19 protein-coding genes are annotated in these 20,342 nt (G+C 69.3%); 12 read left to right on the top strand and 7 right to left on the bottom strand.

Annotated features, from left to right (window positions below):
- Nucleotide 1 precedes the first annotated feature (1 nt).
- Nucleotides 2-2,350, bottom strand: coding sequence for a LuxR C-terminal-related transcriptional regulator (locus tag AB0M48_RS28960; protein WP_363847934.1), 2,349 nt, complete (start codon nt 2,348-2,350; stop codon nt 2-4).
- 90 nt (nt 2,351-2,440) lie between these two features.
- On the opposite strand from AB0M48_RS28960, the gene AB0M48_RS28955 reads away from it, so the two are divergent.
- The 6 genes from AB0M48_RS28955 (at nt 2,441) to AB0M48_RS28930 (ending at nt 6,520) form a co-directional block, all read left to right on the top strand.
- A complete protein-coding gene (locus AB0M48_RS28955; protein WP_363847931.1) occupies nt 2,441-2,656 on the top strand; it encodes a hypothetical protein in 216 nt (71 codons plus the stop codon).
- A 115-nt stretch (nt 2,657-2,771) separates the two neighbouring features.
- Complete coding sequence (gene gap, locus AB0M48_RS28950) at nt 2,772-3,776, top strand: type I glyceraldehyde-3-phosphate dehydrogenase (protein WP_090105218.1); 1,005 nt, start codon at nt 2,772-2,774, stop codon at nt 3,774-3,776.
- A gap of 17 nt (nt 3,777-3,793) precedes the next feature.
- Nucleotides 3,794-4,987, top strand: a complete 1,194-nt coding sequence (locus AB0M48_RS28945) for a phosphoglycerate kinase (RefSeq protein ID WP_363847927.1) — start codon at nt 3,794-3,796, stop codon at nt 4,985-4,987.
- Complete coding sequence (gene tpiA, locus AB0M48_RS28940) at nt 4,987-5,775, top strand: triose-phosphate isomerase (protein WP_363847924.1); 789 nt, start codon at nt 4,987-4,989, stop codon at nt 5,773-5,775. Before AB0M48_RS28945 ends, tpiA begins: the two co-directional genes overlap by 1 nt.
- A gap of 94 nt (nt 5,776-5,869) precedes the next feature.
- The gene (secG, locus tag AB0M48_RS28935; RefSeq protein WP_089958273.1) at nt 5,870-6,109 is read left to right on the top strand and encodes a preprotein translocase subunit SecG; all 240 of its coding nucleotides are present in this window, start codon (nt 5,870-5,872) and stop codon (nt 6,107-6,109) included.
- 66 nt (nt 6,110-6,175) lie between these two features.
- Entirely contained in the window at nt 6,176-6,520 is a 345-nt protein-coding gene (locus AB0M48_RS28930) for an RNA polymerase-binding protein RbpA (RefSeq protein ID WP_030470277.1), read from the top strand.
- Nucleotides 6,521-6,592: 72 nt separating this feature from the next.
- On the opposite strand, the gene AB0M48_RS28925 is transcribed toward AB0M48_RS28930, so the two are convergent.
- Complete coding sequence (locus AB0M48_RS28925; protein WP_363847920.1) at nt 6,593-7,456, bottom strand: hypothetical protein; 864 nt, start codon at nt 7,454-7,456, stop codon at nt 6,593-6,595.
- Nucleotides 7,457-7,558: 102 nt separating this feature from the next.
- Here AB0M48_RS28925 and AB0M48_RS28920 point away from each other — a divergent pair, with 102 nt between their 5' ends.
- Together AB0M48_RS28920 and AB0M48_RS28915 are read left to right on the top strand one after the other, a co-directional pair.
- The gene (locus AB0M48_RS28920; RefSeq protein ID WP_363847917.1) at nt 7,559-8,278 is read left to right on the top strand and encodes a hypothetical protein; all 720 of its coding nucleotides are present in this window, start codon (nt 7,559-7,561) and stop codon (nt 8,276-8,278) included.
- Nucleotides 8,275-9,885, top strand: coding sequence for a serine/threonine-protein kinase (locus AB0M48_RS28915; RefSeq protein ID WP_363847914.1), 1,611 nt, complete (start codon nt 8,275-8,277; stop codon nt 9,883-9,885). Before AB0M48_RS28920 ends, AB0M48_RS28915 begins: the two co-directional genes overlap by 4 nt.
- Nucleotides 9,886-10,077: 192 nt before the next feature.
- On the opposite strand, the gene AB0M48_RS28910 is transcribed toward AB0M48_RS28915, so the two are convergent.
- From AB0M48_RS28910 to AB0M48_RS28895, 4 genes are all read right to left on the bottom strand, one after another.
- Nucleotides 10,078-10,260, bottom strand: a complete 183-nt coding sequence (locus tag AB0M48_RS28910) for a hypothetical protein (RefSeq protein WP_363847912.1) — start codon at nt 10,258-10,260, stop codon at nt 10,078-10,080.
- A 721-nt stretch (nt 10,261-10,981) separates the two neighbouring features.
- Nucleotides 10,982-12,238: a histidine kinase gene (locus AB0M48_RS28905; RefSeq protein ID WP_363847909.1), complete on the bottom strand. Its 1,257-nt coding sequence runs from the start codon at nt 12,236-12,238 to the stop codon at nt 10,982-10,984.
- 132 nt (nt 12,239-12,370) lie between these two features.
- A complete protein-coding gene (locus AB0M48_RS28900) occupies nt 12,371-13,000 on the bottom strand; it encodes a DUF4360 domain-containing protein (RefSeq protein ID WP_363847907.1) in 630 nt (209 codons plus the stop codon).
- Nucleotides 13,001-13,077: 77 nt separating this feature from the next.
- On the bottom strand, nt 13,078-13,614 hold the full coding sequence (locus AB0M48_RS28895) for a DUF4360 domain-containing protein (protein WP_363847904.1): 537 nt from the start codon (nt 13,612-13,614) through the stop codon (nt 13,078-13,080).
- 284 nt (nt 13,615-13,898) lie between these two features.
- On the opposite strand from AB0M48_RS28895, the gene AB0M48_RS28890 reads away from it, so the two are divergent.
- Entirely contained in the window at nt 13,899-14,288 is a 390-nt protein-coding gene (locus tag AB0M48_RS28890) for a response regulator (protein ID WP_363847902.1), read from the top strand.
- Here AB0M48_RS28890 and AB0M48_RS28885 read toward each other — a convergent pair.
- Complete coding sequence (locus AB0M48_RS28885; protein ID WP_363847899.1) at nt 14,276-17,167, bottom strand: substrate-binding domain-containing protein; 2,892 nt, start codon at nt 17,165-17,167, stop codon at nt 14,276-14,278. The two genes, AB0M48_RS28890 and AB0M48_RS28885, sit on opposite strands and share 13 nt — an antisense overlap.
- A gap of 117 nt (nt 17,168-17,284) precedes the next feature.
- On the opposite strand from AB0M48_RS28885, the gene AB0M48_RS28880 reads away from it, so the two are divergent.
- The 3 genes from AB0M48_RS28880 (at nt 17,285) to AB0M48_RS28870 (ending at nt 20,311) form a co-directional block, all read left to right on the top strand.
- Nucleotides 17,285-18,652: a hypothetical protein gene (locus tag AB0M48_RS28880; RefSeq protein ID WP_363847896.1), complete on the top strand. Its 1,368-nt coding sequence runs from the start codon at nt 17,285-17,287 to the stop codon at nt 18,650-18,652.
- The gene (locus AB0M48_RS28875) at nt 18,649-18,918 is read left to right on the top strand and encodes a hypothetical protein (RefSeq protein ID WP_363847894.1); all 270 of its coding nucleotides are present in this window, start codon (nt 18,649-18,651) and stop codon (nt 18,916-18,918) included. Before AB0M48_RS28880 ends, AB0M48_RS28875 begins: the two co-directional genes overlap by 4 nt.
- A gap of 523 nt (nt 18,919-19,441) precedes the next feature.
- On the top strand, nt 19,442-20,311 hold the full coding sequence (locus tag AB0M48_RS28870) for a M48 family metalloprotease (RefSeq protein ID WP_363847891.1): 870 nt from the start codon (nt 19,442-19,444) through the stop codon (nt 20,309-20,311).
- Nucleotides 20,312-20,342: the final 31 nt, after the last annotated feature.

Genomic DNA, 20,342 nt, shown 5'->3' with positions numbered 1-20,342 from the left:
ATCAGGTGGCCTGACGGCCCGCCCACACGGCGAGCTGGGCCCGCGACCGCAGCCCCAGCTTGGAACGCGCCTGCGTGACGTGCCGGGCGACGGTGTGCGGGGAGATGCCGAGCCGCTGGCCGATCTGCCGGTTCGTCAGCCCTTCCGCCACCAGCGTCGCCACGTGCAGTTCGCGGGCGGAGACCAGTCCGTCGTCCTCGGCGTGGGGTTGCGCGGTCAGGGCGTAGGAAATGGCCTGCGCCAACGACATCCGCTCGCCCGTCGACTCGGCGGCGCGCAGCCGGCCGGCCGTGATCCGCTCGCGGCAGACCGCCCGCGCCTCGTCCAGCAGGGCCTGCCAGTACGGCTCGGCGCGGAAGTCGTAGCGGGTGCGGACGGCGGAGGCCGACACGAGCAGGGAAAGGGCGCGTTCGTCGTCGGAACCCGCGCCGACCAGGCCCAGCGCGAGCCCTTCCAGGTCGTAGTACTGGTCCATCGGGTGTTCGGAACCCACTTCGAGGCTCTCGCGGAACAGGTCTATGGCCTCGGTGTAGTTCTTGTGCGCCAACGCGATCGCGCCCGCGGTGTGCAGGACCGGGTTCAGCATGTGCGGCAGGCCGATGAGGCGGGTCAGCGTCACCGCCTCGCGGACCAGCGGAGCCGCCCGGTCCGCGAAACCGTGCTGCACCAACGTCCAGCCGTAGGAGTTCAGCAGGATGGCGCGCGCCAGCTTGTCGTCCGGTTCGCGCAGGAGCGCGGCGGCCTCGTCGAAGAGTCGCCAGGCCAGCTCCGGGTGGCCGGTGTGGGCCTCGGCGGACGCGAGGACCTCCAGCGCGCGGGCCGTCGTGCCGGGACGGCGGGCGTCGGCGCGTTCGATCGCCAGCGACTCCTCGGCGAACCGGCGGGTCACGTGCCAGCCACCGCGCACCCGGTGGTGCATCGCCGCGAGCACCGCGAGAACGCTGCGGTACGCCCGCGGCATCGGCCGGGACAGCGCCTGGTGCAGCAGTTCGGTGGGGGCGCCGCGAGGGCCGCGCGGGGTCGACGTCCAGGCCGTCGCGACGATCGCGAGCGCGTGCCGCGACCAGTCGCCGGTCTGCGCGGTGCGGGTCACGGCCAGGTCGAGCAGGCCGACGTTGCGGTCCAGGCGCAGCACGACGGGCGGCGACGGGAAGAACGACGAGATCTCCGGCTCCACCACCGAACACACCCACTCGACGACACGGTCGGCCACGAGAGAGAATTCTGCGTACGCGACAGCGCGCTCGTAGCAGTAGAGCCGGACCGATTCGAGCTGGCGGAACGTCGTGTGACCACCGGCCCGGTCGACCACCAGCAGCGACTTCTGTTCGAGACCGGTCAGCAGTTCCAGGGCGTCGGGGACACCGCAGACCGCGCTCGCCACCCCGAGGTCGAACGGCACGCCCAGCACGGCGAGCCGGCGCGACGCCGCCTGCTCCTCCTCGGACAGCAGGTCGTAGCTCCAGCCGATCGCGGTCCGCAGCGTGCGGTGCCGGTCCTCGGCGGCGCGCGGACCCGCGGTCAGCAGCGCGAGGCGGTCGCCCAGCCGGGCGAGGACGTCGGCGGGGGAGAGCACGGTGATGCGCCGCGCGGCCAGTTCGATCGCCAGCGGCATGCCGTCGAGGGCACGGCACACGGCGACGACGTCGGCGACGTTCGTGGCGTCCACCTCGAACGAGCGGTCCACCGAGATCGCACGGTCGCGGAAGAGGACCACCGCGTCGTAACGGAGGGCCTCGGTCACGTCCGCCTCGCCTGGGGGCAGCTCCAGCTCCCCGACCGCGAAGACCTGTTCCCCGGCCAGGCGAAGGGGCTCCCGAGACGTCACCAGGACACGCAGCCGCGGGCAGCACGCCAGCAGCTCCGACACCACGTCGGCGACGTCCGCCAGCAGGTGCTCGCAGTTGTCCAGCACGAGCAACGGGCGCCGGTGCCGCTCGATCTCGGCGATCACCGCGTCGCGCACCGAGCGGTTCGGCAACGGGTGCGCGCCGACCGCGGTGTAGATGGCCTGGACGGCGTCGGACACCGGTGCCAGCGGCGCCCACCACGTCTGGTCGGCACGTCTGCTCACGTGCTGCACGGCCAGCCTGGTCTTGCCCGCGCCCGCAGGGCCGACCAGCGAGACGAGACGGTCCGCGCCCAGCCGCGCCAGGGAGGCGAGTTCCTCACGGCGGCCCACGAACGTGTCGAGCGGCGCCGGGAGAGCCGAGTCCTGCGGGGAGTCCTCGCGAGCCGAGCTGCGTTCGCGGTACGCGCGCTGACGGCAGGCGTTGGAGCAGTAGCGTCGGCCCGCGACCGCCTCGGGAAGCGGGTTCCCACATGTCACGCAGGCGGCGGTGGCCGTCATGACCATTGACCGTACCGGCGCGTAACGGTCCGTAACACCCGCTGTTTCGGGGTATTGAACGGTCCTTCCGGGCGTCGCCAGGATCGGTCCATGACAGCGCAGAGCAGACCGGCGGACCCGGCGGCGTCGCTCGTGCCGCCCCAGGACCGGCCCGTCGTGGACGAGTGGCTCGCCAGGATCACGGCCGTGGTCGGCACGCACGCGCAGGAGACCGGTCCGGAGGCCTGCCGCACCGCCGCGGAGGCTGCGGAGGAGCTGAGCGCGTACCTCTGGATGCTCCGCGCGGTGCACCGCCGAACGGCCTAGTCGGAGCAGGTTTTTCTGGTTCGATCCAGAGATACTCACTATCCCTGTGACCAGGGACGCAGTTCGGCAGATAGGGTGGGCTTGTTCCTACCAAGCTGAACGCAAGGAGTCAGTCGTGACGGTTCGTGTAGGTGTCAACGGTTTCGGTCGCATCGGGCGCAACTTCTTCCGCGCCGTGAGGGCCGGCGGCCACGACATCGAGATCGTCGCGTTCAACGACCTCGGTGACGTCGCCACGATGGCGCACCTGCTGAAGTACGACAGCATCCTCGGTCGTCTGGACGCCGACGTGCAGGTCACCGACGAGGGAATCTCCGTCGACGGCAAGGTCATCAAGGCTCTCGCCGAGCGCAACCCGGGCGCTCTGCCCTGGAAGGACCTCGGCGTCGACGTCGTGGTCGAGTCGACCGGTTTCTTCACCGACGCCACCAAGGCCCGTGCGCACGTGGACGAGGGCGGCGCCAAGAAGGTCATCATCTCCGCGCCGGCCAAGAACGAGGACCTCACGGTCGTCATCGGCGCCAACGAGGAGAAGTTCGACGGTTCGCAGACGATCATCTCGAACGCGTCCTGCACCACGAACTGCCTCGCGCCGCTGGCCAAGGTGCTGAACGACAGCTTCGGCATCGAGCAGGGCCTCATGACCACGATCCACGCGTACACGCAGGACCAGAACCTGCAGGACGCGCCGCACAGCGACCTCCGCCGTGCCCGCGCCGCCGCGCTGAACATCGTCCCGACCTCCACGGGTGCCGCGAAGGCCATCGGCCTGGTGCTGCCGGAGCTCAAGGGCAAGCTCGACGGCTACGCGCTGCGCGTGCCGATCCCCACGGGCTCGGCCACCGACCTGACCGTCACGCTCAAGCGCGAGGTCACCGTCGACGAGATCAACGCCGCGTACAAGGCCGCCGCCGAGGGCCCCCTGGCCGGCATCCTCAAGTACTCGACGGACCCGATCGTGTCGGCCGACATCGTCACCGACCCGCACTCGTGCATCTACGACGCGCCGCTGACCAAGGTCATCGGCAACCAGGTCAAGGTCGTCGGCTGGTACGACAACGAGTGGGGCTACTCCAACCGCCTCGCGGACCTGGTCAAGCTCGTCGCCTCCAAGATCTGAGCAGGGACGGGAAGTCAGTGAAGACTCTCAGCGACCTGCTCGCCGAGGGTGTCGCGGGTCGGCGCGTCCTGGTGCGCGCCGACCTGAACGTCCCCCTCGACGGAGACAAGATCACCGACGACGGCCGCGTGCGCGCGTCGGTGCCGACGATCAAGGCACTCGCCGACGCGGGTGCCCGCGTGATCGTCACCGCTCACCTCGGCCGCCCCAAGGGCGAGCCGGACCCCGAGTTCTCCCTGGCCCCGGCCGCCGCTCGCCTCGGTGAGCTGCTCGGCACCGAGGTCGCGCTCGCGAGCGACCTCGTCGGCCCGTCCGCCACGACCGTGGTCGGCGCGCTCACCGACGGTGGCGTCGTGATGCTGGAGAACGTCCGCTTCGACGCCCGCGAGACCTCGAAGGACGACGCGGAGCGCGCGGCACTGGCCGACGAGCTGGCGTCGTTCGCGGACGCGTTCGTGTCCGACGGCTTCGGTGTCGTGCACCGCAAGCAGGCCTCGGTCTACGACGTGGCGCAGAAGCTGCCCGCGTACGTCGGCGGTCTCGTCGAGGCCGAGCTCAAGGTCCTCAAGAAGCTCACCGACGACCTGGAGCGCCCGTACGTCGTGGTGCTCGGCGGCGCGAAGGTGTCCGACAAGCTCGGCGTCATCGCGAACCTGCTGGCCAAGGTCGACCGGCTGCTCATCGGCGGCGGCATGGCGTACACGTTCCTCAAGGCCCAGGGCCATGAGGTCGGCACGTCGCTGCTGCAGTCCGACCAGCTCGACCAGGTGAAGGGCTTCCTCGCCGAGGCCGAGAAGCGCGGCGTCGAGCTCGTGCTGCCGGTCGACGTGCTGGTCACGGCCGAGTTCGGCAACGTCGAGCACGACGTCGTCGGCACCGGCTCGATCCCCGCCGACAAGATGGGCCTCGACATCGGCCCGAAGTCGCGCGAGCTGTTCGCGTCGAAGCTCGCCGACGCCAAGACGGTGTTCTGGAACGGCCCGATGGGCGTCTTCGAGATCGAGACCTACGCCGGCGGCACCCGTGCCGTCGCCGAGGCGCTCGTGAAGTCCGACGCGTTCACCGTCGTCGGCGGCGGCGACTCGGCTGCCGCGGTGCGTGCGCTGGGCCTGCCCGAGGACGGCTTCTCGCACATCTCCACCGGTGGTGGCGCGTCTCTGGAGTTCCTTGAAGGCAAGGAACTCCCCGGCATCAGCGTTTTGGAGTCCTGATGGCAGCCCGTCTCCCGCTCATCGCGGGCAACTGGAAGATGAACCTCAACCACCTCGAGGCCATCGGCCTCGTGCAGAAGATCGCTTTCTCCCTCCCGGAGAAGTACTTCGCCAAGGTCGAGGTCGCCGTTCTTCCCCCGTTCGTCGACATCCGCAGCATCCAGACGCTGGTCGACGGCGACAAGCTGCTGCTCAAGTACGGCGCGCAGGACATCTCGCAGCACGACTCGGGCGCCTACACCGGTGAGGTGTCGGGCCCGATGCTCGCGAAGCTCGGCTGCCACTACGTCGTCGTCGGTCACTCCGAGCGGCGCGAGTACCACGGCGAGACGGACGCCATCGTCAACGCCAAGGTCAAGGCGGCGCTGAAGGTCGAGGTCACCCCGATCTTCTGCTTCGGCGAGAAGCTCGACGTCCGCGAGGCCAAGGGTCACCTGGAGCTGGTGCGCCAGCAGCTGGAGGACGGCCTGAAGGGCTTCACGGCCGAGCAGGTCGCCAAGATCGTGTTCGCCTACGAGCCCGTGTGGGCCATCGGCACCGGCCGCACCGCGTCGTCCGCGGACGCTCAGGAGGTGTGCTCGCTGGTCCGCTCGTTCGTGGCGGAGAAGTACGGCGAGGAGACCGCGGCGGTCGTCCGGGTGCTCTACGGCGGTTCGGTCAAGTCGTCCAACATCGGTGAGCTGATCGGGCAGAAGGACATCGACGGTGCCCTTGTGGGCGGTGCCAGCCTTCAGGCGGACGAATTCACCAAGCTGTGCGCATTGGCTGCCGGCGGGCCTCTGCCCTAAGTTGATCTGGATAAACCACTAACCCCACTGGTTGCACACGTTCGGCAGTCGAACAGGTACTCTATGGCGTCGGCTGCCTGACAGCGAGGAAGAAATGATCCTGTTCCTGCAGATCCTGTTGATCGTCTCCAGCGTGCTCCTGGTGCTGCTCGTGCTCTTGCACCGCGGCCGTGGTGGCGGCCTTTCTTCGCTGTTCGGCGGCGGTATGCAGTCGAGTCTGTCCGGTTCCTCCGTGGTCGAGAAGAACCTCGACCGCCTGACTCTCTTCGTCGGCGCGGTCTGGGTCATCGCCATCGTGGGCATCGGGCTGCTGATCAAGCTCCCCGGAGCCTGATCAACCGTTCAGCGGCAGAAGCCTTCAGGGGCTTGGGGTAACCACTTGGTGGGGGTGTAACGGTCGATGTCCGGTGGTAACGCGATTCGCGGTACCCGCGTCGGCGCAGGCCCGATGGGCGAATCGGAGCGCGGCGAGTCCGCGCCTCGTCGTCGGGTGTCGTACTGGTGCGCGAACGGTCACGAGTCCCGGCCTTCCTTCGCGGTCGACGCGGAGGTTCCGGAGAACTGGGACTGCCCGCGCTGCGGCCTGCCGGCAGGTCGTGACGAGCAGACGCCACCCGCGCCTCCGCGCAACGAGCCGTACAAGACGCACCTTGCGTACGTGAAGGAGCGGCGCTCCGACGCGGACGGTGAGGCGATCCTCGAAGAGGCTCTCGCCAAGCTGCGCCGCCAGCGCGAAGAGCCGTAGGGCTCAGATCTTCGGTGAACACGCGAAAGGGCCCCCTCTACTGCGGAGAGGGGGCCCTTTCGCGTTTCCGCCTTATCGCCTCAGGCCGGAGAACTGACGGCGCAGCATCGCGGCACCCACGAGCAGGAAGAACAACAGCACCACGAGCGTGCTGGTCGTGCCCTGGGACGAGCTCGACAGCGTCACGTCCACGTTGCCCACGAGCACGATGCCGCACTCCGCGCGAACCTTGTGGCGGCCGGGCTCGATGTTCGCGAACCTCACCGGCGAGCGGAACTCGCCGTTCTCGTCGGCCGTGGTCCGGCCGACGTCCTGGCCCAGCGACCTCAGCGTCACGCTCGCGCCCTTGGGGCAGCCGGTGCCCGTCGCGGTCAGGTCGTCACCGGGCTGGATGTTGTCCTTGTCCAGGACCAGGACGCCGTCACCGGGGTTGGTCAGCGCGTCGGTCGTGGAGGAGGACGGCGGGGCCGACGAGTCCGTGGTGGTGGTCGTCGTGGTCGTCACCGGGGGAGTCGTGGTGGTCGTGACGACCGGGGGACGGGTCGTCACGGGCGGGTTGGTCACCGGAGGCTTGGTGACGGGTGGCTGCGTGGTCACCGGAGGCCGAGTCGTGGTGACCGGAGGCGGCGGGGTCACGGTGAACTGGTTGCGCGCGAGGTGCTGGCACTCGTCGCTCGCGGTGAAGGTGTAGGTGCCCACCTTGCTTCCGGCCGGGATGGTCGCGGTGACCGAACCGTTAGCCGACCACGGCGCGGTGGCAAGTACGCTTCCGGCCCAGCCGATGCGGACAGTGCCCTTGCATCTGTAGAAGCCTGACCAGGTGAAGGTCGCGGTGGAGCCCGCGGGGGCGCTGGCCGGGTTCGCGGTCACCGACGTCTGCTGCTGCGCGGCCGCAGGTGTGGCGACCAGCACCGTAACACCGGCTGCTACAGCCACGAGTAGACCTAAAGACCGCATTCCAACTCCCCGGATCGAACCTAAGGTGCGCTAGTGAGACGTCGCATGGCCGGTGCAGGTTTACTGCTGTGGTGCGGAATTATGCTGCTTCCCTCCGCGGCCTTCGCACAGGACGGGTCTGTGATCCTCGAGGCCGATGTGGACGGTAGGCCGGTCGGAGTAGGGAACCTGGTGCTGGACCCGTCGCAGACCGCCAAGGTCTCCGTCACGGTCCGCAACAACACGGACACCCTCCAGCGCGTGAAGACCGTCCGGATCAGCGGCACCGCGCTGGCGTTGACCTTCTTCGCTTACGACACAACGGTTCCGTTCGACGTGCCGGCGAGGTCCTCGGAGACCCGGTCGTTCCCGCTGGAGCCGACCGACCTCGGCTCGCAGGCGATCGGTCTCCTTCCGGTCACGGTCGAGGTCATCGACGTCCAGCGGGAGAGCATCGCGTCCGTCGAGACGACCGGGGACGTCAGGGGCTCGCTGTGGTCGGTCTACGGGGCGTTCGGCCTGGGCGTGCTCGTGCTGACGGCGTTGTCGTGGGCGGGCGCGCTGATCGCGCTGGCGCGCAGGCGGCTGCCCGCGAACCGGTGGCAGCGGGCCATGCGGTTCCTGCCCGCCGGCATCGGGACCGGGCTGATCGCGGTGATCTCGCTGTCGGTGCTGCGGCTCGTGGCGCCGTCGCCCACCGCCGAGATCCCGTTCATCATCGGCGCCGCGGCGGCCGCGTTCGTTCTTGGCTACGTGACACCGCATCCGGGCGAGAAGCCACCGTCCTCAGTGGATGCGGACACCGTGAGGATCCAGCGGTGACTCTGTCCAGTGTGGTCGCCGCCCTGCCGCAGTACGCCGTCGGCGACCAGATCGGCGAGGGCGGCATGGGTGTCGTCTACGGCGGTGTGCACCGTCAGCTGGGGCGTCCGGTGGCGATCAAACGGCTGCCGCACGCCGTGGCCGAGGACCCGCGGATGAGCGAGCGCTTCGAGCACGAGGCGCGGTTGCTGGCCCGTCTCGACCACCCGCACATCGTCCCGGTCTACGACTACGTCCGGCAGCAGGGCGAGCACCTGCTGGTGATGGAACGCCTCGACGGCGGCACGGTCTGGTCGCGGTTCTCCGGTGACGGCCTGACCGCGCAGCAGTCGTGCGGCATCGTGCTGGCGGCGCTGTCCGGGCTGCACGCGGCGCACGAGGCCGGCGTGCTGCACCTCGACGTGAAGCCGAAGAACCTGCTCTTCACCTCGAACGGCGTGGTGAAGGTGGCGGACTTCGGCATCTCCCAGGTCGTGTCGGAGGGCGCGACGCTCGTGACGCACGGTGGCGCGGTGCTCGGCACGCCCGCCTACATCGCGCCGGAACAGGCGATGGGCAACGCACTGTCGCCCGCGGCCGACGTCTACGCGACCGGCACGATGCTGTACGAACTGCTCTGCGGCGACCTGCCGTTCGAACGCGGTGGCGGCCCGATCGCGATGATCCAGAAGCGGGTCTTCCAGGAGCCGCGGCCGCTGCCGAACGTGCCGGAACCCCTGGCCGGCGTGGTGATGCGCAGCATCGCGCGGGAGCCCGACGCGCGCTACCGCAACGCCGAGACGTTCGCGATCGACCTCGCCGGCGCGGCGGGCCACCTGTTCGGTCCCGACTGGCTCGTGCGCCTGGGCATCCCCGTGCACCTCGCACCGCAGGTGTCGGCGTCGTCCACCCGTCCGTCGCTGCGGCCCGTGCCGGAACGTGAGACGGTCACGCTCACGGGACAGCGGATCCGGGCCACGCTGGTCGACCCGATCCCCGCCGCGCGCCTGAGCGGCAGCAGCACGCTGGTGCCGGCCTCGCAGGTGATCAAGCCGCCGTCGACGCCGTGGGCGTTGTGGCTGGTGGCCGCCCTCGCGTTGATCGCGATGGCCGTGGTGCCGTTCGTGGCGACCGGCACCCCGACCGCGACGGTCATCGAGATGGACCTCGCGGACCCCGTGAAGGTCGAGGGCACGCGTCTCGTCGTGACGGCGGCCGGGATTCCGCTCGCGGACGTGCCGGAGCGCAAGCCGGAGGGCTTCGTGCTGCCGGGTGCGGCGCGGTGGATCATCGGCGGCGTCGTGACGGCCCAGGTCGACGAGCAGCCGCCGTTCCTGCTGAAGTCCAGCCAGACGCCGTGGCTGAGCCTCATGGGCACCGGCTCGTTATTGCTGCTGCTGTTCACGTTCGCGTACCTGGAGTCGAACCTGCGGGCGTTGCGGCGGCGGCAGACCGGCATGGCGGCGGTGATCGCGTCGGTGCCGCTCGGTCTCGGGCTCGGGCTGTCCGTGTGGCTGCTGGTGTCGGTGTTGCTCGAGCACGAGCCGACGATGTCCATCGCACTCACCTGCGGTGTGCTCGGCGCGGCGGCGGCGTTGAGCGCGTCACTGGCCTCCAGGCGAGCCTGACCGCGTTCGAACGCGACAAACCGGCCCCTGGCGGGCGTTCTCGAAGAAGCAGTGCTTCTGGTCGAGCAACCGGTCAGGGGGAACGATGATCAGTCGGAAGGTGTTGCTGAAGGCCGCCGCCGGTGCCGCCGCGCTGGCGAGCATCGGGGGCGTCACGGCGGCAGCGGCGCCGCGCAAGCGTGGTGGCGTCTGCTACGACACCGGCGTGCTGCACGCGGCGGGGGAACCGCTGAGCCGGGTGCGCTGGAGCCGTCCGCGGCTGGAACGGGAGATCCGGCTGATCGCGGACGACCTGCGCTGCCCGTCGATCACGGCGTTCGGCAGCGACCTCGGCCGCCTCGCCGAGACGACGGACGCGGCGGTGCGCCGCGGCATGAGGGTCTTCGTGCAGCCGAGGCTCTACGACCACCCGCAGGAGCAGATCCTGGAGCACCTGGCGGAGGCCGCGCGCACGGCGGAGCGGAAGCGGCACGGCGACGACATCACGTTCGTCACCGGCTGCGAGCACTTCCTCTTCACGCCGGGCATCATTCCCGGCGACACGTTCCTCGACCGGATCGCGCACATGCCGTCGATCACCGACTGGCCCGCGGTCGTCCGGCGCTTCCGCGAGTTCCTGGCGAAGGCCGTCGAGGTGGCGCGCCGGGAGTTCCGGGGCCGGGTCACCTACGGCGCGGCGGCGGGCGCGGACGCGCGGTGGACCGACTGGTCGTTGTTCGACCTCGTCGGGCTCGACTACTACACCTACTTCGACACCGATGCCGAGTACACCGCCGACCTGGACGGATATCGGCGCTGGGGCAAGCCGCTGATGATCCTGGAGCACGGCTGCTGCACGTTCACGGGTGCGGCGAAGGCCGGCGGGATGGGCTGGGACGTCGTCGACCACGAGGCCGACTCACCCGTGATCAAGCCCGGCTTCGAGCGCACCTGTACTCGGTCATCTCGCCGGACTCGCCGCACCACCCGACGTGCCGTGATCGTGACTACGACACGGCCTCGTACAGCTTGTTGCGCACGATCCGTGAGCGGTTCGACGACGAGGACTCGCCCTACCGCCTGGAGCCCAAGGAGTCCTTCCACGCCTTCCAGCGCTTCAATCGGTGATGACGCGTTCCCTCGGGAACGTCGCCGAGACCAGGAAGCCGCCGTCCTCGGTCGGTCCCGCCGAGAACTCGCCACCGAGCAACGTGGCGCGTTCGCGCAGGCCGACCAGGCCGTGACCTCCGCTGGGCAGCGTCGACGACGGGCTGGACGCGGCGGTGTTGCGCACCTCGACCAGCACGTTGTCGTCGTACTGGGCGTCGATGAACACCGTCGCGCTCGCGCCCACGGCGTGCTTGCGGATGTTCGTCAGGGCCTCCTGCACCGTCCGGTAGACGGCGCCGGACACCGGTGCGGAGAGGTCCTCGACGGGGCCCTTGAGCTGGATGGTGACCTCGAAGCCCGCGTCGGCGGCCAGCTCCGGCAACGCGTCGAGGCTCGGCTGGGTGTCGTCCGTGGTGCGCAGGACGGACACGAGCTGACGCAGTTCGTCGAGCGTGCGCGTCGACAACATGCGGATGGTGCTGGCGACCTGCTTGTGCTCGACGTCGGCCACGGCCATGCGGAGCGCGCCTGCCTGCATCGCGATGAGACTGACCTGGTGCGACACGACGTCATGCATCTCGCGGGCGAGCTTTGCCCGTTCGTCGGCACGGATGGCGTGCGCGTGGAGCACGCGCTCTCTCTCACGTGACTCGGCCAGTTCGGAGATGCGGTCGGAGAGTTCCTGGCGCGCGTGCACCAGCAGGCCGATCGCGATCGGCAGGCCCGCCACCAGGAAGCCGTAGATCGCCGAGTGGAAGTGCCCTGACGCCGGCCGCTCGATCAGCTCCTCGAACGGCCAGGCGACGAACCGGCAGAGCCACACCAGCGCGGCCGCGAGGCCCGTCTGCCAGCCGCCGATGTAGCGGCGGGCGACCGTGTAGAGGGCGATCATCGCGGCGAGCTGCGACCAGCCGACGAAGAAGCCGGGGATCGTCAGGACCAGAGTGAGGAACGGGAACCGGCGGCGCAGGACCAGCGCGCCGACCGCGAGCCAGTTCAGCCACAGCTGGTAGTCCTCGATCGGCGGCAGGTCCGTGATCGGGTCGGCTTCGAGCCACAACCCGTACAGCCAGACGTCGAGCGCGGCGAAGAAGATCAGCGCGAGGTCGGCGAGGACCTGGCGGTAGTCACCGCTGAGCGGCCAGCGCGAACCGGCCGCGGTCGTCGCCGGCCGGCTGGCCGGGAGCAGCGTCGTGGTCAGTATCCGACCTCCCCTGTGAGCCTTGCGATCCTCACCGTACTGCGCGTATGCGGCGGATGGCATTGGCTGCCCCTTTACCCCGACCTGCCCCGTCATGGGGGTAAGACGTCGTTGCACGCGAATCTGTACGGCTGTCAGCTCACATATGTGCTACCGCACACGCTCGTGCGAGCGCGTGCGGTAGTCATCGCACTACTACGGGCATGTCCTCCAGCTGAACCGGTAGGTCGTGTCGATGGCACCGTCCGTGGAGTCCATCGACGCGAAGCTGGTCGTCGTGGCCGTATTGGACGAGCCGGGGTAGACGCGGAGCTCGGTGTTGATGTTGAAGTTCCGCTTCTCGCCGCACGGGGAGTAGACGATCGCGGCGAGCTCGGTCTGGTCGGTGGCCTGCCAGTCGTCGCTGTGCGGGCCGTTGTACCGGTGTGAGGCCGAGTCGTTCTGCGACATGCCCTGGAAGTAGTAGTTGGCCTTCTGAATGGCGTACGCCCCCCGTTCCAGGTGGGCGAAACCTCTGTAGTCGGCCTGGGCGATGCCGTAGGTGAAGCCCTGCGGGACGTTGACGCGCAGGTTGAGCTGGCAGTTCTTGCGGAAGTCGGTCGGCCGTGCGCCGACGCCGACCTGGGCCAGGTAGTCGCTGTAGGTGACGGTGAACGCCTTGTTGTCCTCGGACACCGCGACGGCCGCCGTGCCCGCCGGGCAACCCGAGCCGTTGACGGTGACGATGTCGATGGTGATGTGGTCGGGCGGCGGCGTCTCGTTGGGCGCGCCGGGCGGGATGATGATGGCCGAGGTCAGCAGGGCAGCGGCAACCGCGTTGAGCATGAGGCACCTTTCCGAACGCATCTCGCGGGGAGGGTGGCGGCGGTCGGACTCCTGGGGCGGCGGCCTTTCTCCGAAAATCAGCAGCGCTTCCACGAGAAGTGGTGCAGGGTGCGCACTTCTCCGCGCTGGTAGTCCATCGTCATCAAACTGTTCCCATTGGTGTCCGAGGTACCTTTGTCGACCCGCAGGGCGCTGTTGACGTTGAGATTCTTCTTCTCCCCGCACGGCGCCCAGACGATCTCGGAGAACTCGGTTCGATGGGTGATCGACCAGTTGTCGTCGAACGGCCCGTTGAACGTGTGCTTCCACGTGGTGGTGGCCGATTGACCCTGGAAGTAGTAATTCACCGACTGGTACCCGATGGCGCCGGGCTTGATGTGCCCGTAGCCCCCGTAGGTCGCTTCCGCGATGCCGTACGAGAAGCCCTGCGGGACGTTGACCTGCAGCGTCAGTTGGCAGTTCTTCCGGAAGTCGGTCGCACCGGCACCCTTGCCCGCCTGGGCGAGGTAGTCGCTGTAGATCACCCAGAACGAGGTGTTGTCCGGGGAGACGATCACTTCGGCGGTGCCGTGCTTGCACCCGGAACCGTTCACCGTCACGACGTCGATCGTCACGCGCTCCGAAGGAACCGTCGAGGCGTGTGCGGGTGCTGACGACAATGTGAACAGCACGGCCAGAGCGGCTGCTGCCGTCGCTTTACGCATGAAGTTGGCCTTTCCTGGTGCCTCTTTCTCAGCGTGGCGCGGCAGCGGTGCCGCGAAGGTTAGCGCAGAGCCTCAACCAATGGTGTGATCCAAATGGCCCAGGTCACACTGATGGAGCAGTTCGTGAAGGATTACCAAAAAGAGACGGCGACCTGGTGCTGAGGACACGAATAGTTTCCGGCATACTTGCCCGCATGTCGCTGGCTGGGCTGGTGCTCGTCGTCGAGGACGAGGACGCCGTGCGTAGGTACACCGTGAGCCTGCTCGAGGAGCTGGGCTTCACCGTTCTGCAGGCCATCGACGGCATCGAGGCGATCGCGGCCCTGCGCGAGCGGTCCACCGAGATCGACGTGATGCTGCTCGACCACAGCATGCCGGGCCTGTCCGGCGAAGAGGTGCTCGCGGAGCTCAAGCGCGAGGGCGTGACCGTGCCGGTGGTGCTGACCAGCGGCTACGACCGCACGTCGCTGGAGCGGCGGTTCGCCGGGCACGAGATCGCCGGCTACCTGCAGAAGCCGTTCCGGCTGGAGACGCTGGACGAGACGATCCGCGCCGTGCTCGCCGACCGCGCTCAGGCGTCCTGAAGCACCTCGCGGACGCGTTCGAGCAGCACGGACTCCACGTACGGCTTGGTGATCAGCACCTCGTCGTCGAGGACCTCGTCGGTCGTGTAGCCCGACATGTAGATCACGGCGGGCGCGGCACCGGTCGAGCGCAGCAGCCGGACGAGCTCGGGGCCGCCCATCTTCGGCATCACGACGTCGGTGAGCACGAGGTCGATGGTGCTGCGGTGCGCGGTGGCGAGCTGCAACGCCTCCTGGCCGTCGCCCGCCTCGATCACCGCGTAGCCCGCGATCTCCAGCGAGCGCCGGGTCATGACCCGCACCTGCGCGTCGTCCTCCACGAGCAGCACGGTGCCGGCGCCCTGGTGCGTGGTGGGGCGGCGCGCGCACGGCGCTTCGGGTCTGCCGTCGCGTTCGTGCGGCACGGGCAGATAGACCTCCACGGTCGTGCCCTCGCCCACTGCGCTCTTCAGTTCGATCTGCCCGCCGGACTGCTGCACGATGCCGAACACCGTGGACAGGCCGAGACCGGTGCCCTTGCCGACCGGCTTGGTGGTGAAGTACGGCTCGAACACCTGCGCCTGCACGTCCGGGGCCATGCCGGCGCCGGTGTCCTGGACGCGCATGACGACGTACTCGCCGGGCCGCACGCCGACGATCCGGCCGGTGTCACCGCTGCCGAGCGTCCTGCTCGCGATCGAGATCCTCAGCGTGCCGCCGTCGGGCATGGCGTCGCGGGAGTTGACCGCGAGGTTGAACAGGATCTGCTCCACCTGGCCCGCGTCCGCCCACACCCTGGCGACGCCGTCGGGCAGGTGCATCTCCAGTTCGATGTGGTCGCCGACGAGGGTGCGCAGCATCGAGTGGACCTGGGTGAGGTTGTGCTTGAGGTCCAAAGACTCCGGATGCAGGACCTGCTGGCGGGTGAACGCGAGCAGCTGCCTCGTCAGGTTCGCGGCCCGTTCGCCGGCGTGCCTGATGTCCTCGATCGCCGTGCGCCTCGGATCGTCCTGAAGGGTGCGCCGCAGCAGCATCTCGCTGTTGCCGTTCACGACCGTGAGGATGTTGTTGAAGTCGTGCGCGATGCCACCGGTCAACCGGCCGATGGCCTCCATCTTCTGTGCGTGCCGCAACTGCGCCTCGGTCTCGCCGACGCGTTCTTCGAGCCGTGCGCGCGCGTCCTTCAGCTCCTGCATCAGCCTGATGCTGCGCAACGCGCTGCTGAGCTGCTGCTGCACGGCCTCGTAGATCCAGCCGGGCTCCGGGCCCTCCTCGAAGAGCACGTACCCGAGGTGGTCCTCGTCGGTGTGGAGCGGGGCGATCAGCGCGTTGAACGGGGTGTTCCGCCGGAACTGGTACGGCGTCAGGTTGATGGTGGGGAACGGGGTGTCCGGCGGGGTCCTGAGTTCGCCGTGCTCGTACCGGACGAGCGCGCGCGCCGTGCCTGGAGTGTCGTACGCCATGATGTGACAGCCGGGGATGCCGAGGCGGGGGAGTTCTTCGGCCAGTGCGGTCGTCAGCTCGTCCACGTCCCGTGACGCGATGAGCCGTTGCCCTGCTTCACGCACTGTCTGGTCGTGACGCTCGTGAGACAGGTACTTGAACCGTGCGTCCGCGGCGAACGCATCGCCCAGAAGCAACTGCACGCGCAGCCACAGGTCGTTGATGATTGTCGCGTCGCTGATGCGGGCCGTCACGAACCGATGCAGGTCGAACAGCGGTGGCCACCACTGCGCCGGTTCGCACCCGGCGCGCGCACTCCCGCGGATGTACTCGGCCAGCAGCTTCAGGAACTCCGCGCCCTCGACCTCGCCGCGGCCTGCCGCCATGAGCTCGACGACCAGCTGCTCGGCCCACCCGTCCGGGAGCGTCGCGGCGGACTGCCCGAGCGAGTCGCGCAGGTGGTCGGCCACGGTGGCCGCGGTCGCGGACTCGTTGATGCTCAGCCGGTCGTGCGCGGGCGCGTGATCACCGAGCCCGGACGGCAGGCAGCCGCACGACCGGCGCACGATCAGTTCGGTCGGCATGGTCTGCCGCTGGCGCGTGGGCTCGCCCCGCACCAGCGCCACCGCGAGTTCGGCCGCCCGGAACCCCATCTCGTGGAACGGCGCCCTGACGGTCGTGAACGCGGGCGTCGCCGCGTCGGCGTGCAGCTCGCGCCGCACTCTCGCGGCCAGACTTCCCGCGCTGTGGCCGAGGTCGTGCGTGCGGACGTTCGTGTGGTTGCCGTACCCGACGACGGCGATGTCCTCCGGTGTGCGGAAACCCAGCTCCTCCAGCGCGGACACGACCCCGATCGCGTAGTCGTCGTTCGCGGCGGCGATGGCGTCCGGTGGTTCCTCGATCCGCGCGAGCAGCTTGCGCACGGCCTCGGAGGCGCGGTTGGGTTCCCAGATGAACGAACCCGGCATCGTGACGAGTGCGGGATCGAACGGGATTCCGTGGTTGCGCAACGAATCCGCGTAGCCCAGGAACCGCTCTCGGGCGCCCACATGCGTTTGCGGTCCTCGGACGAACGCGATCCTGCGCTTGCCGTGCACCTCGATGAGGTGGTCGACGGCCTGCTTCATGCCGTCACGGTTGTCCATCAGAATCGTTGGCCACTGGGCAAGGCTTGTCTCGACACTCACGATGGGCATGGGCGCGTACCGCTTCACGTACTCCTGCATGCCCTCGGAGCCGATGAGCTGGCCCACGCGCGTAGTCCACACCACGAGCGCATCGATGCGGTTCGGCGAAATGAGGTCGTAAACCGTGTTCGCACGACGCTTGAGCGGATCCGGATGATCCAGTTCACTGCCCACGAAGCACACGAGGTCGCACCCGAGCCGCTGGGCCCCGTCGCTGACACCCCGCCACTGCTCGCCCGCGAGCTCGATGAGCGGGCCAGCGGTGATCATCCCGATGGTGGGACGTCGCTTCGCACTGCCGTTTGCCACAAAACCCCCGCTACTCAACGCGATTGGGGATGATACGCGTTGTCGGGGGGAATGCCTGCCGTGTTACCAGGGAGATCGGTGAACGCTGTACTGGAGGGCCTGGCGTCGAACCCCGCGCTGCCCCGGCACCTGCTCGACCGCCTGGTCAGCCGCTCCGGCCTGGCCGCCGAACTGGCCGATCGCGCAGATCTGACCGCGGAGCACGTGCGCGCGTTGCTCGCGCACGGCGACTCCACAGCCGTGTACCGGCTGCTGGAGAACGGGATGGTCGCTCCGGCGGACGTACCGGTGGTGGACGAATCGGTGGCCCTGGTGCTGACCGGACGTGCCGACGCCGATCCCGCGCTGGCCCGCGCACTCGCGTTCCACCCGGACCCCTCCGTCCGCGCGAGCCTGCCCGAGTGGGCCTGTTCCCTGCCCGCCGACGTGGTCGCCCTGCTGGCCCGCGACCCCGAACCGGAGGTGGTCGCGGAACTGGTGCTGTTCCACGCGCTGCCGCCTGCCCTGGCCACGTCGCTGAGCCGCCACCCGAGCCCCGACGTGCTGCGCGCACTGGCTTCCAGCCCGCACACACCCGCGTCGGTGCTGGTGCGGCTCCAGCCGGACGGCCTGGTCCGCGAACTGGCGGCCAACCCCGCGACCCCGCCCGGTGTGGCGGCGAACCTGTTGCCGCACCACGCGTCCCGCTACTTCCTGGCCGGTCGCCCCGACCTGCCGCCCGGCGTCTACGAACAGCTCGCCTCGGAACTCGAACCCGGCATCCTCTCGCAACTGGCCGCGAACCCCGCCGTCCCCGTCCCGGTCCTGCGCCAGCTCACCGGAACCCGCGCCCTGCGCCGCGTGCTCCTGCGCAACCCGGCGATCCCGCTGGACCTCCTGGAGGAACTGGCCCCGGTCGCGCGCATCGGCCCCGATCCGGTGCCCCGCATCGCTTCCGCCTCGCCCGGAGAACTCCGGGCCTTGGCCGCGTCGCCCGTCATGCAGGTGCGGATGATGGTGGCGGCGCGTGCCGACCTGCCGCCGGACCTCTTCGCCGACCTGGTGCGGAACGACGATCCGGGCGTCGCCGCCGCCGTGGTCGTCCATCCGCTGGTGACGGTGCCGCAGCTGCGGGAGCTGGCTTCGCGGCACGGACCCCGGCTGTACCCGCGGATCGCGCTCAATCCGTTGTGCCCCACCGATTTGTTGCACCACATGGCTTTGCGGGCCGCTTCGGTGGAGAAGACCTGGCGGGCCGTCGCCCGGCACCCGCACGCTTCGGGGGAGACCTTGTTGCTGTGCCTGGAGGACGCCCAGGCCCGCCACTTCGCGGCCGCTCATCCGCACCTGCCGGTGCCGATGATCGTGGAGTTGCTGGGGAGTGAGTTCACGGCCGGGGCTGCGGCGGCGAACCCGTCGTTGCCGGTGCGCGTGATGGAGGAACTGGTGGACGGGAGCGAGGTGTGAGCGACGAGATGCTCTCGACCGATTGCGAGCGCGAGGACGAGTTCATCCACCCCGGCGTCTTCGTCGCGGAGAGCCCGGCCACCTCTCCCGTGGCCTTGTTCCGTCTCACCACACACGCCGAACGCGATGTGCGCCTTGCGCTGGCATCCCGTCGAGACCTGCCGGCGAAGGCGTACGAGCGTTTGGTGAACGACGCCGATTCCGAGGTCGCCGCGACCGCTGCCGCGAACAGAACGCGGAAGAAGCCGGTCAGGCCCACCACTTGATCAGGTTGGTCTGCTCCTTGCGCACCGCGTACCCGTTGGCCGCGTAGAACTCCCGCGCGTGCAGCCGTGTGCCAGGGTCGTCAGCAGTGAATGCAGGCGGACGCAGGGCAGGGCCCCGCCCTCCTCGGGGGCTGACCACCATGACAGCGAAAACCAAATCTATCGGCGGAGCCGCGCTGTCAAGGGCCCGCTGGGCGATCTGTGGACAACAGCGGTGCCGCAGGCTGGTTGTCCACAGATCGCCGAACGGCGGGTTGACAGCGCGGCTCCGCAAGTAGGGTCGGGGGTGCTGGCCGGTCTGCCCCCTTGGGAGGGCGGGGCCCTGCCCTCCGCGCCAAGATCAGAACCCAAGGTCTCGAGGTCGACCTGCCGGGGTGCCGGTGAGTCCTCCGTTGCCACCTCACGGATGTACGGCTCGGCCCCTCGCCGTCAATCACCCAGCCAACCACACTGGGCAGGACGGGCGAATCGGCTGGACACAAACGGGAGCGCGCTGCGAGCCTGGGGCGGCGAGGTGATGCCGGTGCACCGGGCTCGACGACGCTTCGACCTCTCCGCCGTGGCCGAGCTGCTGCTCGGGGTCCCCACGGTGTTGAGCAGCCTGCTGATCGTCGGCCTCGCCGGCAAGGCCGTGACACCGGGGACGCTGTGGCTGGTGCCGGTGGTGTGGCTGGTGTCCGGGGTGATCGTGTTCGTGCCGGCCACCGACAAGGTTCTGGCGGTCGTGGCTCATCGGCTGCGCAGGCCGACGCCGACCGAGAGCGAGCTGCTGAACCCGTTGCTGGACGAGGTGTGCGGTGCGGCCGGGGTGGATCCGCGGAGGTTCTGGCTGCGGATCCAGAACTCCCGGGAGATCAACGCGATGGCGGTCGGCGGGCACGTCGTCGGGGTCTCGACGGCGGCGCTGCGGTTGCCCGGGCCGCAGCTCGAAGCGGTGCTGGCGCACGAGGTCGGGCACCACCTGGCCGGGCACACGAAGATCTCGTTGCTGCGGTGGTGGTACGAGCTGCCGGCGCGGTGGACCGTGTGGCTGGTCGTCATGGCCGGCGTGGTCATCCACGCGGTGGGGAGTGCGATCGGCACTTCGGGGGCCAGGGCCATCAGCATCGCGCTCGTCGTCGTCCTCGCGGCGGCGGCGCTCGTGGTGAGCCCGTGGCTGGTGCTGGTGCCGGTGATCGCGCCGTTGCTGGCGCTGTCGAGCCGGCGCGCGGAGCTGCACGCGGACCGGGTCGCGGCCGAGCTCGGGTACGGGCCGTTGCTGCTGGAGGTGTTGCAGCGGTGGGTGAAGGAAGGGCACGACGAGCAACGGGCCAGGGCCGGGCTCCGGGCGCGGATGCTGGCGTCGCACCCGTCGTGCGCGCACCGCATCAGCAGGCTGCACAACAAGAAATAGCCCCCAGGCCGGAGCCTGGGGGCCGTCACCA

It is taken from the genome of Lentzea sp. NPDC051208, from assembly GCF_040682435.1.
Lineage (GTDB): Bacteria > Actinomycetota > Actinomycetes > Mycobacteriales > Pseudonocardiaceae > Lentzea > Lentzea kristufekii.
This window is presented reverse-complemented; position numbering and strand designations above follow the sequence as displayed.